Source organism: Endozoicomonas sp. PH6C, from assembly GCF_059322965.1.
In genome coordinates this window covers 7,133,157-7,150,738 of sequence record NZ_CP185342.1, presented here as the reverse complement: position 1 = coordinate 7,150,738, position 17,582 = coordinate 7,133,157, and the positions used below count along the sequence as shown (strand labels likewise).

Below are 17,582 nucleotides of genomic sequence, written 5' to 3'. Positions count from 1 at the left end.
TATTAACCCTCAACGCCAGCCAGAAACATGGCTGCTTCGTCTTCGTCTACCACTTTTTCTTCAACAGACAAAGGGGTTACCAGACCTTCTGCAATTTCGCGTAGCGCCATAACGGTGGGCTTGTCGTTTTCCCACTCCAATTTGGGGTCCTTACCACCAATCGCCAGCTGACGGGCACGCTTGGAAGCGACCATAACCAGCTCAAAGCGATTATCAACATTGTCCAGACAGTCTTCTACGGTTACTCGAGCCACTGCTCACCTCTCAAATTTGATCACTGTGGAAATGCCCTTTCCTATTCGCCCGACCGGGGTTAATGTTCTGCCTCTTTTCGGTCAGACTCCCTGGAAAGAGCACTTTTGTTCCATGGCTGAAACAGCCTGTTTTCCGACCTTACAGTTTACTTTACGACCAGAGTCCAAACAAGCCCGTGACGGGTCAGCAGCCATACTACGGAAGGTCAGTTCATCAGTCATTGGTTATTTATCGGCAACTGATTTGATTGCGTCAGATCAATAGGTCTTTCCGAAGCACATCCTTATAATGACACATCCGCTCTTTTTACTGGACAGCCACGAGACTATGACAAAGGCTAAAGAAGTAGAGATTTTCTACCTTTCGGACTTCCCTTAAAGGTAGTTATGCAGTTATTTATATAGTATCGCCGTCACCTGACATTATTATTTTGCCACCAACAAATCAGAACAAAACTTATGACAATCACGGTTAATCAGCTGACGACTCCGGAAAAGCTGGCAGCATTGCAATCAGTAATGAAAAGCCAGAACATTCACGCGTGGATTATTCCAAGCTCCGATCCACACCAGAGCGAATACGTGGCCGATCGCTGGAATGGTCGTGCCTGGCTGTCCGGGTTTGATGGCTCAGCAGGTACCCTTGTGGTACTTCAGGAGCGGGCGGCCTTATGGACCGATGGCCGTTATTTCCTTCAGGCTGAAGAACAACTGGCGGGCAGCGGCATTGAACTGATGAAACAGGGGCAGACTGATGTGCCGCCAATCAACAGATGGATAGCAGATAACCTTGAAGAAGGTCAGGTCGTTGGCTTTGATGGCAAGGTTGTCAGCCTCAGGTTCGTCAGAAATCTCAAAGGGTCGTTTGATGGCAAAAGCCTCTCCCTTAAAACCGATCTTGACCTGCTGAGTGATATCTGGAAAGACCGCCCAGCCATGCCTGCTGAGTCCGTTTTCCTCCACAGCAATGAGATGGCAGGAAAAACTCGTGAAGAAAAGCTGGCTGAAGTACGGAAAGAAATGACAGCAGCCGGAGCCGATCATGTTCTGCTCACAGCCCTGGACGACATCGCCTGGCTGTTCAACCTGCGTGGTTCTGACGTTGAATGCAACCCGGTTTTTCTTGCTTATGCTCATATTACCAAAAACTCGGCACAGCTCTTTATTGACGAGAGTCGTATAGATAAAAACGCTCTGGGAGCACTGAAAGCCTCATCTGTAGAGTTGAGAGCTTATTCAGCGATTGCAGACAGTCTGTTGTCACTCGACAATGTTGCACTGTTGATTGATCCCGCGACTACCTCTCAGTCGCTGTTTGAGGCTATTGCAGACAGCGTCGATGTTATTGAGACCACCAGCCCGGCCAGAAACCTCAAAGCGATTAAGAATCCCGTTGAAATCAAACGCATGAATGACTGCCATCGTCGTGATGGTGTCGCCATGGTGCGCTTTATGCGCTGGCTTGAAGGCCAGATTTCCACGGGAACCCTGACCGAAGTTACCCTGGATGAAAACCTTCAGGCATTTCGGGCAATGGCTCCTGAATTTAAGGGACCAAGCTTTTCGACCATTGCCGGATATGGGCCTAATGGTGCGGTCATTCACTATCGGGCTGAAAAAGACACCTGCCTTACAGTTCAGCCAAAGGGGCTTCTGCTGGTTGATTCGGGAGGCCAATACCCGGATGGCACCACAGACATTACCCGCACCTTTGCCTGCGGTGAAATGACCGAAGAGGAGAAGAAAGACTACACTCTGGTGCTCAGGTGTCATATTAACCTGGCACGGGCACGTTTCCTGCGAGGTACCCGTGGCATCCAGCTGGACATGCTGGCAAGGCAACCGGCATGGGCTGAAGGTCAGAATTACAATCACGGTACCGGTCATGGTGTAGGATATTTCCTGAATGTTCATGAAGGCCCGCACAGTGTCAGCCAATACTTCCTGGATGTGGCTCTGAAGCCGGGTATGCTGATTACCAATGAGCCAGGTATGTATCGTAATGGCAAGCACGGTATCCGGATCGAAAATATCATGCTGGTTGAAGAAGATATCAAAACCGAATTCGGCGATTTCTACAAACTGACAGACCTGACTCTGGCACCGATTGATACCCGTCCACTGTTGCTCGATACGCTCAACAATGGGGAGATTGAGTGGCTGAACAACTATCACGCCAGAGTGAGGCGTGAACTGTCTCCACTTTTGGAAGGGGAAGATCTGAAGTGGCTGACCAACGCCACGGAATCAGTCTGATCAGAGGCAACTATAGAATAAAACGGCAGCCCGATGGCTGTCGTTTTATTCCTTACTGTTCAGTTCAACAAACCCTCAATCAGGCCGGACTTGTAGTGCTGCATCCAGCCAATAGACAAGCGACGGCTCCTGATGATCGTTTGCAGGTCACGCAAAGCCAGATCAAACTCATCATTGATAACCAGGTAATCAAACTCTGCATAGTGAGACATCTCATTCACAGCCTGATTCATACGACGTTCAATCACCTCTAAGTCATCGGTGCCTCGACCGATCAAACGCTCACGAAGCGCTTCCTTGGAAGGAGGCAGAATAAAGATGCTGACGGCTTCTGGCATCAGCTTGCGCACCTGCTCGGCACCCTGCCAGTCAATTTCAAGAATAACGTCTTCGCCGGTATCCAGCTGTTCCCGTACCCAGGCTTCAGAGGTGCCATAGTAATTCCCGAAGACTTCTGCGTGTTCCAGGAACCGGTCCTGGTTCATCAGCTCCAGAAAAACGTCCTTGCTGGTGAAGTGATAGTTCATTCCGTCTGTTTCGCCGGGTCGAATCGGACGGGTTGTGTGGGAAACCGATACCTTCACATGGGGAGTCGACTGAACCATAGCCTTGACCAGACTGGTCTTGCCGGCTCCCGAGGGGGCTGCGATGATATAGAGTTTACCTTTGTTTACCATGATATCTCCAAACGACAGCAGTAAGACTGCCGGGGATTTAAATGAAACACTTCCGATGCACACTAAGTCTTTTGAACATTGCGGAGAATGATTAGAATGCAGTTTAACAGAAGCTAATAAGTCTTCTTTAGTAGAATAAGTTTTTGCAGGGGTTGCAACGAGGCCACCATGAATAATAACAAACAGCCGGTACGCCTGTTGACGCTTGAGACTTCCAGAAACGAGGCAGAGCGTTGGGTTAAACTTTTCCGCAACTCCGGCCTTCCGGCCCGCGTACAACATCTGGAAACTCTGGATGAGCTTGAAGAGGCGCTGAACACTGGCCTTTGGGATTTATTGCTCACGGTTGAAGAAACGCCCATGCTCAATGCCGAGCAGGTTTTGTCCAGCATCAGGAGATTAAAGCTCGATATTCCAGTCATTGTATCTGTTCATGATAATAAACCCGACATGATTAAGCACTGGCTGGAGAAAGGAGCAGGTGATGCCATCCATCACTGTCACGAAGAACTCATGTTGCACGCCATTCTCAGAGAAAAAGCGAGTCAGGAACGCCGACAACAATTGCAAAAGCTGCAAAAAGAGCTGAACGACCTTAAGCAGCGTTGTCAACTGTTGATGGACAATACTTCACAGGCCATTGCCTATGTTCACGAAGGCATGCACATCGATACCAACCCTTCTTACATCAAACTGTTTGGTTATGAAGACCCGGATGATCTCGCGGGTATGCCTCTGATTGATATGATCGCTTCCCAAGACCAGCCTCTGTTTAAAAATCTGATCAAGCATTTCAAACCGGGCGATGAACAGCCCGCTGTTGAGTGCCAGCTAATAAATGCTGAAGACCAGACGTTTTCGGCAACAGTCCTGTTATCTGATGCAGTGTTTGATGACGAGCCGTGCATTCAGGTCATAGTCAAAGCCAGTGCTCTCGCATCAGCAACAACGACGGTCGTTCATCAGGAAGACGATTCTATTCTGATTCCGCGAAAACACTTTACCCCGGTGCTCAACTCTGAACAGGAGCCGGAAACCCTGGCTTATCTGAGGCTCGATAACTATGACTCGATTCGGGAAAATATAGGCATTGACGGCAGCATAGCGGTTCAGGAAACAATCAGTCGGCTTCTCTGCGAACATGTACCCGAGAGCACGGCCACACACTATGGTGACGAAGTATACCTGATCAATGTCCATGAAAAGAATATTACCGATCTGGAGCCTTTAAGAAAGGCTCTGGAAAATGAACTGATCTCTGCAGGGCAGCAAACTCTCTTCACCACAGCCAGTATTGGCCTGGCTGAGAGTGGTCAGGAATGTGATGGACAAGCCATGCTGGAGCGCGCCCGTCTGGCCTGTCATCTGGCAGCCAGCAGCGGAGGTAATAAGCTCGAATTCTTTTCCCAAAGCGCTATCGATAATCAGAAAGCCTGTAATGGTGATACCGTTGCCATAATTCGTCAGGCTCTTGAAAACGACAGTTTTCGTTTGTTGTTCCAACCTGTGATCAGCGTAGCCGGAGATGGTCCTGGCTATTATGAAGTTCTGTTGCGTCTTCTTGACCAGAAGGGCAGAGAAGTCCCTGCCGGCGAGTTTATCAATGCCGCAGAAGACAGTGACCTGATGCCATTTATTGACCGATGGGTTATCCGTCAGTCCGTGAAGCTGCTGTCCAGAAAGCTCAGGAACGGTGAAGATACTCGACTGATGATTCACATCAGTCAGGCCAGTCTGGATGACGAAGAATTTACTGAGCGTCTGTCTCGCCTACTGCAAGCTGCAGATGTTCCAGGCCATATGATTATCCTGCAAATGGCCGAAAGACTGATTCACCAGCATCTCAATCAGGTTAAGTCTTTGGCGGAACGTTTGCAGCCTGTTGGCTGTCAGTTTGCCATGACCCAGTTCTCGGGCGAGTCACGCTCCATGAGAATCATGGAACACCTGGATCTGGTGTTTGTGAAACTGGATTATCTGTTCACGGAAAAGCTTGATCGTAATGACGATGCTCATCTCAGGAAAGCCACGAAAAATCTCAAGAGCCTCAATAAAGTCATTATCATGCCCGGGGTAGAAAATGCCCAGACACTGACCAGCATCTGGCAGCTGGGTGTTGATTATATGCAGGGTCATTATCTGCAACCGCCTCTTGAATCCATGACCTACGACTTCGGCAGCTAGCAGCCTGTCGGACTTAAGACTGTCCTACTGCGGCGGCAGCAAATTGGTCTGAAAGAGTTCAAAGCCACCCTGATCAATAGCGCCGTAACTGGCAAAATCAAGGTAGCCTCAGGGCATCAGGCAGCATCCGGCTGGTAGGGGGTAACGTCCAGCTCTTTCTGCTTCAGGTGCCACAGGTCGTAGTCGTTTTGCATCGCCAGCCAGACCCAGGCAGAGGGGTTATGAAATACCTTTTCCAGCCGGAGCGCCATATCTGAGGTGATGGCTCCTCGACCATTAACCACCTTGGATAGGGTTTTGTGGCTGACGTTCAACAGCTTTGCGGCTTTGGTGATGCTGACACCCAAAGACTTGAGAATTTCTTCTCCCAGTATTTCACCGGGGTGCGGTGGGTTGTGCATGCCCATCAGTGGTAATCCTCATAGTTTACAATTTCAATGCCTGATTCAGTGAGTCGGAAAGTAACGCGCCAGTTAACGCTAACGGTGACTGACCAGACACCCTGCCGCTCGCCTTTCTGAGGGTGGAGCCGAAACCCTGGTAGATCCATGTCGGATGGGGTTGTGGCCCGGTTTAACAAGAAGAGAATCCGCCCCAGTTTTTTGGCATGTTGTGCCTGTATTCCCGAGGTTTTACCGGTACGATAGAACCGCTCCAACCCCTTATACAGAAAACTGATTATCATAGCCAAAGTGTAACCTCAAAGATTCCAGTGCCAATTGAGAGATAATGATGGTCAGCCAAACCAATGAGCAGGCGCTTGGGGCTGCCATCGAACAGCAGCCTAAGGGCATCTGCCTCAAACACTGGAACAGAGTAGCAAAGGATGTTGCCGCCGTTGCGCCGAGCCAGAGTTTCCAGCTGGGTTATACAGAGGATTTCAACGCCTGGCATACTGTGGATAAGCTGTATACAAAAAGAGGTTGGGCATTCCTGTAAGGAGGAGAGGTTCAGGCCAAGGTGTTTGCTGTAATACTCTATCGTCACTAATATGTGTAAATATACAAATAATATACACATTGGTGAATCATGCGCTCGAACATAGTAATTGATGATGACTTAATGGCACAGGCATTGAACGCTACTGGACTGGAAACCAAAAAAGAAGTGGTGGAGCAAGGCTTGAAACTACTGGTAAAAACAAACGGTAAACCCTTACCTTGCAGTTGATGCATACTGGACACCAGAATAATTATCTCCTCCCGCTGACGTTGTTTAACGCCGCGCCCAGTGACGATATTCATCATCATGACTGAACGAGCAGTGAAATAAAACGGTACATAGTCATTCAGAACCCCACCTGGTGCGATAGGCACTTCGTAGCGGGTACATCTGTCCGTCATTCCGGGTTGCCAATAGAGATCCATTGTGGTGAATGAAACCCACTATTGCCGCTGTGCAGCCCATTATCCAGAATCCAAGGCAGGTTATGGCGTTGGACAATACGCCAGATCAGGGCTTTTTCCGGGTTCAGTTTGTCAAAGCCTTTAACCATTGACAGCTTCAGGTTCCTAAACAGAAACAAGGACTTTACCGGCAAGGAGGTCTTGCATCAGGCCGAGTTTTTGATGCTTAAGTTTATTAAGCAGGGTGTCTTCCATCATAACTTAAATTCTAAACTATCTGTTATTACTCCCTGAAGGAGATTGAAGGGCACTGCATTTCTGCAAAGCGATCGGCCCCAAGGTGCGCAACAGAGGTTGTTTGTTTTGCAACTTGAATGAACCTGCCTGTATCCAAATATAACTTGAATAAATGCTCGTAAAACTCCGGGTGGTGGTTCACAGTATACCTAAATCTGATGAGGGTGTTCTGAAAGCAGTAAATATCGTCTTCCCCTCTATATAATGATGATCTTCCAACTAGTTCAGGGCTTTGTCCATCATTCGATAAAATATCCTTGTCTCTCACGGAAAATACTTTTCTTTATTTCGGTATGAAATCCATTTCCATATCATCTGAGTAGTCAATAAAGCCATCAAAAACATTCGCAACTCGTAAATAGGGAGTTGTGCATTTACCAGAGTGCTTATCCGGGCTTATTGGCCTGCGTGACAGCTCCCGCATTGTCGGGCCAGGCTTCTGACTTCAAAGGCTTCGGCCAGCCTATAACGACCGGACTCACGCAGAAGCCTCCATCAGCATGGTGACGAATCTGGCGACTTTTAATTCGGTAAATTATCAATATCTTCCGGGCGCAGATGGTTCTGGGCTTTGCCTTCACGGTATTACCGGTCGGCATTAATGAGTAGCACATGCTTAGGTTCTGCTGCCCTTTCTTTGTTGGGTTGAACTTGTAGTGCTTTTGGGCTGGTATAAGCTGATTTTTTATTACAGAGTGCCTGTTAACGTTATTGGAGAGATAGCACCCGAAAAAACCGACAACTAAAGCTGGTTCGGTTTTTTCGGTTGTTTTACGGGATGGCAGTTTATTGAGCTGGTAGGCATTTCAGCCAACAAGCCATCCTGCAAGAGAACAATCAAGAGATACCGTCAATGCTTGAAGTATTAATTTCTGCTACCAATGCCTTTTGCAAGTACATGAAGGCTGATCTGGATCGGTTACCCAGCCCGGACGGAAAGCGTATTGGGACCCAGCCCATCGCTTCTGGCGATCATGTCATTGCCTGGCAGGTGCATGCGGTTCAGGGCTACCGGAATAGAAAGGAGTACACGGATGTTATTGCAGTAGAAGCCCGCAGCCGCTATGCCATTCTGTTTTCTAACCCGACGTTTTCTGATTTAAACGATTTTGCTGAGCGATTTACCAGGCGCTGGGCGAGAGAGTGTATCCATATGACCATAGAGAGTGGCGCTACCACAGAAGATGACGCTCAGACCATGTATGACCAGTTTCTGGATAGGGATAAGGTCATCCGGTTTGTCAGAAATACCGACCTCAGCGTCAATGGACATGTTACGGATGCTGAGCATTGGCTGAACCAGTCCTATGAACGTTATGGGTTGGAACAACTGAAGGAGAGTGAAGAAATCGGGTTGGGAATGCAGCGCATCAACTGCGTCCGCAAAAAAGCCAGGGCGTTTCCCGGAGCGAAACATATGGAGTCGTTTATTCCCATGTCGAGGATGGTGGATGACTGGCTGTTCCGATTTGCCAGAGGTCTGTCTGAGTGGGTATATCCGGAAACGCCGTTCGGGGACTTTCCGAACCCTTTTCCTGCTAAAGCAACTACTCTTACCGGGCAGGAGGCATCATTGGCTTTACCAGATAATGTGGTCAGCCTTGATGAGATACGTAGGCGTAAGAAGGTGTAATAGGCACAAAAAGTATGAGTGAGTACCAGTATTATGAGTTGGTGGCCGTTGACCGACAGTTGTCCAAAGAGGAGATGGGCTATCTCCGGGGGATTTCCAGCCGGGCACAGATATCGTCTACCCGGTTTTGTAACACTTACAACTACGGTGATTTAAAAGCCGACCCGAGGCAGTTGCTGAGCAGATTCTTTGATGCTTATGTTTATGTTTCCAATTTTGACTACAAGGTTTTTACCATCAAGGTGCCTCGAAATCTTATCGATGAGTCTCTGTTGCTTCGTTATCTGGTGAATGATACCAGCAGTTACACAGGGGTGGCTGGTCACTGGATCATTGAGTTTGCTTATGAAAATGAAGAAGGCTACGACGACGATTGGGATGAAGGTGATGGCTGGATGGGCAGCCTGTTGAACATTCGCAATGAGCTGATGCACGGTGACTACCGTTCACTGTATCTGTCCTGGTTATCTCAGTTGGACTGGCTGGAGCAAGATTCCCTGTCTCCCGCCATCCCACCCGGCATTGATGATCTTTCTGCCAGCCAGAATGCGTTGTGCGATTTCCTGAAACTGGATGCTCAGCGGGTTGTGGCGTCGGCCCGGGTCAAACCGGATTATGTCAGTGTTCAGCCGGAAGCACTGGTTGATCGATATGTAGCGCTACTTTCCGAAGAAACGGCCAAAACTCAGCTGAAGGCATTGTTGTTAGACGAGACCGGTACTGTACGAAGAGAACAGTTTGCCACCCTGGTTGATCAGGCTCAGGAGGTGCCCTCCAGCAGTTCGGTCACGGTTGGCCAACTGCTGGCTTCCGCCGGGGAGTTGCGGAAAAAGGCCCATGAAAAGGCCATGGAACAGAAGCTGCGGCAACAACAGGAAAAGGCCGCAACCGTAGCCGCCAATGAAGATGCCTGCTGGCGCCGGGTGGAAGAACTGCTTGAGAAAAGGGGTTCTTCTACGGTGTATTCTGAACTGTCTGCAGAGCTTGGTGATCTTCAACTCATGGCCAAAATGCTCGACAGACAAACAGCCTATGATCAAAAGCTGGCAGAGCTAAAACAACGCTATGCCAAGAAAACCAGCCACTGGCTGGGGTTAAGGCACCGGTAAACGACCGCTGCCTATTAATCAATTAGTTATCACAGACTGCCCTGAGCCCCAGCAATCATTGATTGGTTTTGAAAGGTGCGGTTTGCTTTAAAAATGTACAGTCGACAGAAAACACCAGTAAACAAGTAGACGCTAACACCATTTTTTGATGTTGTTAGTGTTTGCATGTTGTGAATTTCTCTATTATATAGACAGATATACACCATTTAAGTGGTTAAACCGTCTATATAATGGAGTGAGGGACCATGGATCAGGCCACAGCAATCCGTCGGCTATCGGCTTTTGACCGGATGGGACATTCAGTTTTTACAACCCGGGATTTGGGCAAAATCTTTATTGAAGATTCCCCGCGGGCATTACAGGCTGGACTGGTCCGACTGGTTAAGAAAGATATTCTCCGTCGGATGATGAAAGGAATTTATACACTCCCCCTGTCAAGCACCTCTGCCAGCGATCTTCTGGAGCGCATTGCCATAGCCTTGCGAAGGGGGGAGTACAACTACATCAGTCTGGAATCCGCGCTATCGGAATATGGTGCTATTTCCCAGATTCCAGTCGATCGGCTGACCATCATGACTACGGGGCGGAAGGGAGAGTATAAAACCCCTTTTGGGGTTCTTGAATTTACCCACACCCGCCGTTCAGTCGCCGATATTCTGGACAGTGCCGTTGATCGTGACAGACCGTTAAAAATCGCCACGCCTGAGGCGGCCATGCGAGATTTAAGACGTGTAGGAAGGAATATTCATCTGGTGAAGGAGGCACAGAGTTATGAAAATGACCACTGAAGATTTCTCACAGCTGGTTGAACGGATTATGCAAAATAATAACCTTGCCCTGATGCGACCAGTCGTTGAGAAAGAGCTACTTCATTACGACATTCTGTTCTGTCTTGATCAGGAAGGCCTGTTGGATCATCTGGTGTTTCAGGGCGGTACGTCGCTTCGTTTGTGTCATGGTGGTAACCGGTTCAGTGAGGATCTGAACTTTGCCGGCGGAGTGGACTTTTCATCAGCGTCTCTTGCCAATATAAAGAAGTGTATTGAGGACTATATTGGTGCCAGATATGGTTTGGTGGTATCGGTTAAAGAACCGGCGACACTCAGAAAAGAGCCTTGTTATGCACAAATGAACATTGACAAATGGCAAATCTCAATAACAACTTCTCCAGGCCGTAAAGATATTCCTCGGCAAAAAATCAAGATTGAGGTCGCTAACGTGCCTGCATACACCAAAAAAGCATTGCCACTGAGAGTGAATTATCCGTTTCTTCCCGATGGCTATGGAGACACACTGGTATTCACTGAAACCCTTGACGAAGTGCTTGCAGACAAGCTGATTGCATTACCTGCGACACAAAAATACATTCGCTACCGTGATATATGGGATCTGCCCTGGCTTCTGCAACGTGGCGCCGAAATGAATGTTGAGCTGGTGAAAAAGAAAGTGGACGATTACCGGCTTGATGACTTTGGTTCTTTTGAACAACGGCTGGATCAATTGATTCGGAATATCCCTGAGATGGTATCCGATGATCGTATGAAAACGGAAATGCGGCGATTTATACCTTCTGACGTCTATGAACGCACACTGGGTAAGGAAAAATTTTCAAGCTATTTATCAGGGACGTTGAACCAACTGTTTAGCGGATTGAAGGGAGCGCTTTATGGTAAAAGTAAGCCTCCCGAGTTCAGAATGTGATGACGGTCGAATGTTTTTTTCTGGAGTAATGATGACATATGCATAACACTAACCCACCAGTCAAGCCGTCTATGGATTATGCTCAATTGCTGGAGGCTCTGAACCGAGCCAGCACCTTCGATCTGTTCCGGCTTAACGCCATGATCGACCTGGAGCTGGAGTCGTCAGAGCGCATAGGGCGGATCAAGGCGACGCTGACCATAGGACAGAAGCTGAGCTATTTTGACAGCAATAGCAATTCGCTTCGTGACTGTGAGGTCTTGCAGCTTAGGCAAAAGCGGGCACTGGTACTGGATTTTACTGATGGTAAACGCTGGTCAGTGCCTTACTACATGCTCAATCTTGAAGGAGCCGATGCCCGTGTTAATCATGAAACCCGGCAGGGGCTGAGTCGCCATGCCATTGCTGTTGGAGATCTGCTGGGTTTTAAAGATAAGCGGGGAGAGGAACATTTTGGGCATGTCCTCCGTCTGAATACTAAATCGGTCACCCTGAGGGTAGCAGAAGGGCGGTGGCGGGTCGCTTATTCACTACTCTACCGGGTTCTGGATGGGCAGGGTGACCAGGAAGGGGAACTGTTGATTGATGGTGAGAGGGCTGATCAGTGCAGTGAGACGGTTCAGGGTTCATTACTTGAATAAATAAAAACTGTCTTCTGATCATTGAACGCCAGAACCTCGCTTAGCTGTTATCCTGACTCAACATTTGCAGGCCTTTGTCACCGAAGCCTAACAGGTAAAGTATGCTATCCAGACCCAATATTGAGACAGACTGTCTGGCGCTCTGTCTGACCAGGGGCTTGGCCCTGAACGCAACACCCAGCCCGGCCACTCCCAGCATGGGCAGGTCGTTAGCTCCATCGCCTACGGCAATGGTTTGCTCCAGAGAAATCCCCTCTCTCCGGGCGATCTGTTGGAGCAGGGTCGCCTTGCGCTCGCCATTAACGATTTCACCTTTGACTGCACCAGTCACTTTGCCATCAACTATTTCCAGTTCATTGGCAAAGATATAGTCGACCCCTAATCGCTCCTGAAGGAAGCGAGCAAAGTAAGTAAAACCACCAGACAGAATGGCTGTTTTATAGCCCAGGGCATTCAGGCTCTGAAACAGCTTCTCAGCCCCTTCTGTTATAGGAAGCTTTTCGGCTATGCCTGCCAGAACCGACTCATCCAGACCTTTCAGCATGGCCAGTCTCTCGCGGAAACTCTCATTAAAATCCAGTTCGCCCTGCATGGCCCTTTCAGTGATTTCTGCCACCCTGTCACCCACACCCGCCGCTTCAGCCAGCCGATCAATAACCTCGGCTTCAATCAGGGTAGAGTCCATATCAAACACCGCCAGTCTGCGATTTTGACGATAGATGTCGTCTTCCTGAAAGGCCACATCCATATCCATCTCCGGGGAGATGTGTAAAAAGTCCGCTCTCAATTTATCCAGATCGGGAGAAACACCCCCGACCGAGAACTCCAGACAACGGCCAGACAGTCGGGTAATCTGATCGATATTCAGCCCATGTTCAGCCGTGATATTGGCAACACCGGCGATTTGTTCTGCCGTTATATTTCTGGAAAGCAGGGTCAGGATGTAACGATTGTTGCCCTGACCGGATACCCACTGTTCATAGTCTTCATCAGAAAGGGTCTGATAATTAAACTCAAGTTCAAGCTCATCAAAGTGAAAACGCAGATCTTTCACCACGGGAGAGGCTTCCAAACCTTCTGGCAATCGAAGGATGATCTGCCATGAAAGAGCCCCCCCGGTCAGGGTGTCACGGATAATTGACTGGCGAGTATCAAGCATTTCCAGCCCCCTGTTCTGATAAGCACAGGTAGCCATGATGGTCGTTATGGTGGCCATCAGACCGGGTTTATCTTGCCCTGTCACGTTGATCAGCAGAATCTCTCTCACAGTTCACCTGACTTCTTATCGTTTTGAATGAAAAACGGCGGTAACCGGCCTTTTTCTATCGCTCATGGCGGTTAGGTAGTGCATTGTAACTCATAGAGCTCATTGCCGTCAGGCAGTGAGGAGCCCTGACGCTTTTTGTCCTATATTCTGATCTGGTTAAAAGGGGGAATCACGTCATGGACAGCTCAAATAAAACACTTTATGAGTCAGAAAAATCTGGGAATTGGAAAACAAGCTACACTGTCGATTTGTTGCAGTAATCCATCAAAGGCAATGGGTATTTACCTGCTCTGCATCAATATCCCCACTCAACACACGACAATCAGGGTTTGTGTAGCATTGCAGGTCGGAGTGATCAATAGTCGGCACCGTTCAAGCATTAGGTGTTTCCAATTTATTTTCTGCTAAGTGGGGTTTTTCAATGCGAAACAGCTTACGGCAAACATTGTTATTTTTTACTTTGATTGCAGTAGGAACAGTTAAAGGAGATTCTCCCCCAACCCCTTCGCCTGAGCCATTATCTATAGTGCTAGGCGATGGTTCCATTATTGTTGTGGGCGATATAATTTTATCCATCCATGGTTTTACTCCGTTTTTTGATTCCCAAAAAGGCTCAGTACTGCTGATTTCAGACATTAACGAAAAAGATACCATCAGACTTCGGGCAGATGGTGGCCAGTCTCTGGTTGTGACTGATCGTTCAGGTCATCTGATCCACATTGATTTGCAGGCTCTGTTAGAGAAGAAGGCTGCTTTTGTGCCTGTTGATGCTTCAATTCAGACTGAAAAAACAGGACAGTTTTTTTCGGGCATCACTATAAAGGCAAAAACATTGCCAACTGGTTTAAACGGCTTGCCGACGAGTGTTTTTTTACAAAGCAGCGATTATCGAAAGAGCAGTCAGCGAGAACAATATTCAGGCAGCCTGACTCCAGATCAGACTATTTTTTCTCTTGCAGGTCTTGGCAGCAAGGGAAACTCTCCCTTGTCAACAAGTCATGGACTTCTGGGAATAAACGACGACAAATCAATACTCTCTAACTTTCTGGATTATCCGATAACACCAACTTTTGTAGAAGTGACGGCCTTTATGAATTATGAAAACTACGCAGATACTGAAAACGTTAATGACACTATGATTCTGCTGAGGTTCCTGGTGGAGAACTTGAGAACAGTTGAATTGCTTTATTGTTTTCTAATGACAGCTTTTTTTCCTGCAGAATTTTTTGGCGAAGAAGAATTTAAGGAAAGATTCAGGATGGAAAACCAGGACCAACCGCTGAACCTGGAAAGTCTTTATCATTTTTTGATATCCAGAAAACAAAGCGAAATAGACAATGCGTCCCAAGCCGTTGAAGGTTCAACCGGGGGCGCTTCGGCAGCATTGCCGGAGTCTGAAAGCGCACTGACAGCAGTGGGTTATGCGATTGCCAGACGGATTAGAACAATGTTCCCAAGAAATACAGATGAAAAGATCAATTCTATTCTGGAACAATTGCTTGGACCAGCGGTTACTTCGGAAGAAACGTTTTCAAGGCTTCCTCAAGATGAAGCAGCACTACTAGAAGATGGACAAGATGAAACAGCGCTTCTGGAAGATTCAATACTAGCAACATATGTTGCAATGTTTATTGCGCGACTTGCCAGAGAAAGAGCAGCTAGAGCAGGTACAGAAGAGTCAGATGAAGATGAAACCTCGAGCTCGAGCACAAGCGAAAACAGTGATTTTGAAAGATGGTATGAAGAAAAATATGGTGGCAAACCCAATTGACCTGTTTGGTGATACCTATGAGTTTCTGATCTCAAACTACGCCGCCAGGTAAGTCTCTATAAGTAAACCTTTTCACTATAAGCTGTATTTTCGTCAGGTTATTAGCCAACAGACAAGCCTTTAAGACCATCAAGTAACGATTTGATCTGTAATACCTCAAATTCACATTTTGCAGCTTGATAGACGGGGCCGCCAGGAGCAAAAAGGAGTTCTTCAAATTTGACGCTGGTTTGAATAGCTGGTAACCCATTCATATGACCACATTCGAGTGCACTTTTAATAGCACTATTATGGAATAAAGAGAATAACACCTCCTCCCCATAATAAAAGTGCTTATAAATAGCACTAAAACCATCACCGGATTTATGTTCCATAACTTCTGAAATATTGCAAGGTTCAAGATACCCGAGTAATTGGATGACCTTCTCAAATACTTGAATATACTGGCTAGAATCTGTCTTTTCAAAAAGTTTATCGATGGCAATTAGACTTTTTTTAACTGAATCCAAGCGCATTATGATTCTTGACAAAGTTTCCTGAGCTTTTTTGTTTGCTGCGTCTATTTCAATGCTTGTCTGGTTAGACACTACTCTCTGTTCAAGTGACGTGCTGGTGCTGGCAACGGCTCCCAACCTCTGAGATGAGCGATCGGGATCAATCCTGTTTACAGCATGACTCAATGAAGAATCAAGATTATCAGCTACCGTTGTAGTTCTGCCAAAACTGACACCCTCTGGTGTTTCCTTCTTAGGCTTTAGCGAAAATAAACCAACAATGCCGGAATTGTTATCTACATTATTCATATTTACTGCCTTTTTTAGCTAGCTTCGTTCTCACTTAGCAAGAGCATTAAAAAAATGACTTAATAGTTTTGAGTTAATTTTGGAACAAAGGTTCATAACATTGAAGTCAGTGCAATTAACAAACCTGCGAATAAGGCATGATCTATTCGATGATTTTATATTTACGGTAAGTCAGGCCACTTTCAGACAGTTACTTGTCATTTTGTAGTATTTTGGCGCTCCCAGACCTCTTCCGGGCGAGGCTTTCGGCGAAGGTAGACTGTCCCTTTTTTACTGACAGAGCTATCGAGATCCTTGCTCCGCCTATTGCTGATTGCAATAGCCAAATCTCTGAGTGGCAGCGTATTGTTAGAAGAACATCATTTTCAGGAATGCCTCAATGACCAGAGCCCCAACAAACTGTTTTAGCTGTTATTGCAGGGTCATTGATTTTACCCCGCAGCTGTCTTTGATTCACTCACCCTGTTCAACTTTGAGTACTGTGCAAACCATATCAAACAAAACGAGTAAGCTGTAGCTCACTATAAACTGCCTTTTCGCTCAGGTTATTCGTGGACAGGTAAACCTTTAAGACCATCAAGTAACGATTTGATCTGCAATACCTCAAATTCACATTTTGCAGCTTGATAACCGGGGCCACCAGGAGCAAAATAGAGTTCATCAAATAAGGCGCTGGTTTCAATAACTTCAGCTCCCTCCTTTAAAGAATAACCTTTACCACAAGTCATGAAAACATTATGGTGTAAAGAGAATAATACCTCAGACCCATAATAAAAATTAAAATCAGTAGTACAAAAAGAATGATCACCGATTTCAACAAAGCATGTGGAATCACAGCATTCTGCAGATTGTGAAATATTGCCAGGTTCAAGATGCTCAAGTAATTGGATTAAATTCTCAAATACTTGGATATCTGGGTTATGAGCTGTATTTCTACAATATTTATCCTCGGCAATTAGTCTTTCTTTCATACCATCCAAGTGATCTATGATTGCCGTCACATTCTCCTGAGCTTTTGTTTTTGCTGCGTCTATTTCGGTGTTCGTCTGGTTAGACACTACTCTTTGTCCAAGTGACGTGCTGGTGCTGGCAATAGTTTCCAAGCTCTGGCTTGAGTGATCGGTGTCATTTCCGTTTACAACATGGCTCAATGAAAAATCAACTTTGTCAGCTGCCATTGTGGTTCTGCCGAAGCTGACACCCTTTGGTATTTCTTCCTTAGGCTTTTGCGAAAATAAACCAACAATTCCGGAATTATTATCGACGCTATTCATATTTAATACCTCTTTAGTTAGTTCCGTTCTCACTTAGCAAAAACATTTAAAATTGATTCAATAGTTTAGAGTTGGTTTTGGAACGAAGGTTCATAACATTGAAGTCAGTGCAATTAACAAAGCTGTGAATAAGGGCTGATCTGTTCGATGATTTTATATTTACGGTAAGGCGACTTTTCAGGTACTTCCTTGTCATTTTGTAGTATTTTGAGTCTCCCAGCCCTCTTCTGGGTGAGGCTTTCGGCGAAGGTAGACTGTCCCTTTTTTACTGACAGAGCTATCGAGATCCTTGCTCCGCCTATTGCTGATTGCAATAGCCAAATCTCTGAGTGGCAGCGTATTGTTAGAAGAACATCATTTTCAGGAATG

The 17,582-nt window shown here is 46.8% G+C and carries 19 protein-coding genes and 1 pseudogene; 10 read left to right on the top strand and 10 right to left on the bottom strand.

The window, feature by feature from the left end; all coding sequences use genetic code 11:
- Positions 1-2: 2 nt before the first annotated feature.
- Positions 3-254, bottom strand: coding sequence for a DNA-directed RNA polymerase subunit omega (gene rpoZ, locus ACOMG9_RS25620; RefSeq protein WP_252177852.1), 252 nt, complete (start codon positions 252-254; stop codon positions 3-5).
- A gap of 459 nt (positions 255-713) precedes the next feature.
- On the opposite strand from rpoZ, the gene ACOMG9_RS25615 reads away from it, so the two are divergent.
- Entirely contained in the window at positions 714-2,510 is a 1,797-nt protein-coding gene (locus ACOMG9_RS25615) for an aminopeptidase P family protein (RefSeq protein ID WP_494529606.1), read from the top strand.
- Positions 2,511-2,569: 59 nt separating this feature from the next.
- On the opposite strand, the gene gmk is transcribed toward ACOMG9_RS25615, so the two are convergent.
- A complete protein-coding gene (gene gmk / locus ACOMG9_RS25610; RefSeq protein WP_422136272.1) occupies positions 2,570-3,187 on the bottom strand; it encodes a guanylate kinase in 618 nt (205 codons plus the stop codon).
- A gap of 168 nt (positions 3,188-3,355) precedes the next feature.
- On the opposite strand from gmk, the gene ACOMG9_RS25605 reads away from it, so the two are divergent.
- A complete protein-coding gene (locus ACOMG9_RS25605) occupies positions 3,356-5,371 on the top strand; it encodes an EAL domain-containing response regulator (protein WP_448215239.1) in 2,016 nt (671 codons plus the stop codon).
- A gap of 116 nt (positions 5,372-5,487) precedes the next feature.
- Here the strand turns inward: ACOMG9_RS25605 and ACOMG9_RS25600 are convergent, their stop codons facing one another.
- Both ACOMG9_RS25600 and ACOMG9_RS25595 read right to left on the bottom strand, forming a co-directional pair.
- Positions 5,488-5,778 carry a HigA family addiction module antitoxin gene (locus tag ACOMG9_RS25600; protein ID WP_448215238.1) on the bottom strand — a complete coding sequence of 97 codons (291 nt, stop codon included), beginning with the start codon at positions 5,776-5,778 and terminating at the stop codon, positions 5,488-5,490.
- A complete protein-coding gene (locus ACOMG9_RS25595; protein ID WP_448215237.1) occupies positions 5,778-6,056 on the bottom strand; it encodes a type II toxin-antitoxin system RelE/ParE family toxin in 279 nt (92 codons plus the stop codon). Before ACOMG9_RS25595 ends, ACOMG9_RS25600 begins: the two co-directional genes overlap by 1 nt.
- A gap of 44 nt (positions 6,057-6,100) precedes the next feature.
- Between ACOMG9_RS25595 and ACOMG9_RS25590 the strand changes: the two genes are divergently transcribed.
- Together ACOMG9_RS25590 and ACOMG9_RS25585 are read left to right on the top strand one after the other, a co-directional pair.
- Positions 6,101-6,310, top strand: a complete 210-nt coding sequence (locus ACOMG9_RS25590) for a hypothetical protein (RefSeq protein WP_448215236.1) — start codon at positions 6,101-6,103, stop codon at positions 6,308-6,310.
- A gap of 90 nt (positions 6,311-6,400) precedes the next feature.
- Complete coding sequence (locus tag ACOMG9_RS25585) at positions 6,401-6,541, top strand: type II toxin-antitoxin system VapB family antitoxin (protein WP_448215235.1); 141 nt, start codon at positions 6,401-6,403, stop codon at positions 6,539-6,541.
- 11 nt (positions 6,542-6,552) lie between these two features.
- On the opposite strand, the pseudogene ACOMG9_RS25580 reads toward ACOMG9_RS25585, so the two are convergent.
- The 3 genes and pseudogenes from ACOMG9_RS25580 to ACOMG9_RS25570 form a co-directional block, all read right to left on the bottom strand.
- A pseudogene (locus ACOMG9_RS25580) lies at positions 6,553-6,714 on the bottom strand (DarT ssDNA thymidine ADP-ribosyltransferase family protein); the annotation flags it as partial.
- Complete coding sequence (locus ACOMG9_RS25575) at positions 6,711-6,866, bottom strand: hypothetical protein (protein ID WP_448215234.1); 156 nt, start codon at positions 6,864-6,866, stop codon at positions 6,711-6,713. The gene ACOMG9_RS25575 and the pseudogene ACOMG9_RS25580, both read right to left, overlap by 4 nt.
- Before the next feature lie 534 nt (positions 6,867-7,400).
- Complete coding sequence (locus ACOMG9_RS25570) at positions 7,401-7,628, bottom strand: hypothetical protein (protein WP_448215233.1); 228 nt, start codon at positions 7,626-7,628, stop codon at positions 7,401-7,403.
- A gap of 239 nt (positions 7,629-7,867) precedes the next feature.
- Here ACOMG9_RS25570 and ACOMG9_RS25565 point away from each other — a divergent pair, with 239 nt between their 5' ends.
- From ACOMG9_RS25565 to ACOMG9_RS25545, 5 genes are all read left to right on the top strand, one after another.
- On the top strand, positions 7,868-8,647 hold the full coding sequence (locus ACOMG9_RS25565) for a hypothetical protein (RefSeq protein WP_448215232.1): 780 nt from the start codon (positions 7,868-7,870) through the stop codon (positions 8,645-8,647).
- Positions 8,648-8,661: 14 nt separating this feature from the next.
- Positions 8,662-9,756 carry a hypothetical protein gene (locus ACOMG9_RS25560; protein ID WP_448215231.1) on the top strand — a complete coding sequence of 365 codons (1,095 nt, stop codon included), beginning with the start codon at positions 8,662-8,664 and terminating at the stop codon, positions 9,754-9,756.
- Between the two features lie 245 nt (positions 9,757-10,001).
- A complete protein-coding gene (abiEi, locus tag ACOMG9_RS25555; RefSeq protein ID WP_448215230.1) occupies positions 10,002-10,544 on the top strand; it encodes a type IV toxin-antitoxin system AbiEi family antitoxin in 543 nt (180 codons plus the stop codon).
- The gene (locus ACOMG9_RS25550; protein ID WP_448215229.1) at positions 10,528-11,457 is read left to right on the top strand and encodes a nucleotidyl transferase AbiEii/AbiGii toxin family protein; all 930 of its coding nucleotides are present in this window, start codon (positions 10,528-10,530) and stop codon (positions 11,455-11,457) included. The genes abiEi and ACOMG9_RS25550 overlap by 17 nt, the downstream gene beginning before the upstream one ends.
- Before the next feature lie 38 nt (positions 11,458-11,495).
- Complete coding sequence (locus ACOMG9_RS25545; protein ID WP_448215228.1) at positions 11,496-12,098, top strand: hypothetical protein; 603 nt, start codon at positions 11,496-11,498, stop codon at positions 12,096-12,098.
- A gap of 40 nt (positions 12,099-12,138) precedes the next feature.
- On the opposite strand, the gene serB is transcribed toward ACOMG9_RS25545, so the two are convergent.
- Positions 12,139-13,365, bottom strand: a complete 1,227-nt coding sequence (serB, locus tag ACOMG9_RS25540) for a phosphoserine phosphatase SerB (protein ID WP_448215227.1) — start codon at positions 13,363-13,365, stop codon at positions 12,139-12,141.
- A 421-nt stretch (positions 13,366-13,786) separates the two neighbouring features.
- On the opposite strand from serB, the gene ACOMG9_RS25535 reads away from it, so the two are divergent.
- Complete coding sequence (locus ACOMG9_RS25535) at positions 13,787-15,136, top strand: hypothetical protein (protein ID WP_448215226.1); 1,350 nt, start codon at positions 13,787-13,789, stop codon at positions 15,134-15,136.
- Between the two features lie 101 nt (positions 15,137-15,237).
- Here the strand turns inward: ACOMG9_RS25535 and ACOMG9_RS25530 are convergent, their stop codons facing one another.
- Positions 15,238-15,939 carry a hypothetical protein gene (locus ACOMG9_RS25530; protein WP_448215225.1) on the bottom strand — a complete coding sequence of 234 codons (702 nt, stop codon included), beginning with the start codon at positions 15,937-15,939 and terminating at the stop codon, positions 15,238-15,240.
- A gap of 545 nt (positions 15,940-16,484) precedes the next feature.
- A complete protein-coding gene (locus ACOMG9_RS25525) occupies positions 16,485-17,213 on the bottom strand; it encodes a hypothetical protein (protein WP_448215224.1) in 729 nt (242 codons plus the stop codon).
- Between the last annotated feature and the right edge of the window lie 369 nt (positions 17,214-17,582).